The 629-nt window shown below is 69.0% G+C and carries 1 protein-coding gene; it reads right to left on the bottom strand.

Annotated features, from left to right (window positions below):
- Positions 1–85: 85 nt before the first annotated feature.
- Positions 86–629 (bottom strand): NAD-dependent epimerase/dehydratase family protein (locus CCN51_RS52640; protein ID WP_086861347.1); only part of this gene is annotated, 544 nt, incomplete at its 5' end.

Genomic DNA, 629 nt, shown 5'->3' with positions numbered 1-629 from the left:
GGCACCAGCCCGGTCACGGAAGGGGCGGGAGTTTCTGGCGTGGCGTGCACCGCCCTCTGCTCCGACTTTTGATGCTGCGCGCTTCTCAGTACGGCCAAATCGGCGGGTTCGTGCAGAAGTGCCCGCCCAGGTAAGCATGCTCGGGGTTGCCCGGATCGAGTTCGCCCTGCTCAGCGATGAGCTTCGCCGCGTACGGCTCCGAGTCGTCCTGCGGTTCGTAGCCCAGCGCGCGCGCTGAGGCGAGGTCCCACCACAGGCGGGTGTTGGCGGAGCTGCCATACACGACCGTATAGCCGACGTCCTCCGCCGTGAGGGCCGCGTGGAGCAGCCGGGCGCCGTCGGCGGGGCTCATCCAGACCGACAGCATGCGCACCGACGTGGGCTCGGGGAAGCAGGAGCCGATGCGGATGGCGACTGTCTCAATGCCGTGCTTGTCCCAGTAGAAGGACGCCAGGTCCTCGCCGAAGGACTTGGACAGGCCGTAGAAGGTGTCCGGGCGGCGCGGGGTGTTGATGGGGATGAGGGATTCATCCGGCACGGGGGTGGTGGCCGGGCGGGGGGTGAAGCCGATGGCGTGGTTGCTGGAGGCGAAGACGATGCGGCGGATGCCCGCCTCGCGCGCGGCCTCG

The sequence above is a fragment of the Streptomyces milbemycinicus genome (assembly GCF_002154605.1).
Lineage (GTDB): Bacteria > Actinomycetota > Actinomycetes > Streptomycetales > Streptomycetaceae > Streptomyces > Streptomyces milbemycinicus.
This window is presented reverse-complemented; position numbering and strand designations above follow the sequence as displayed.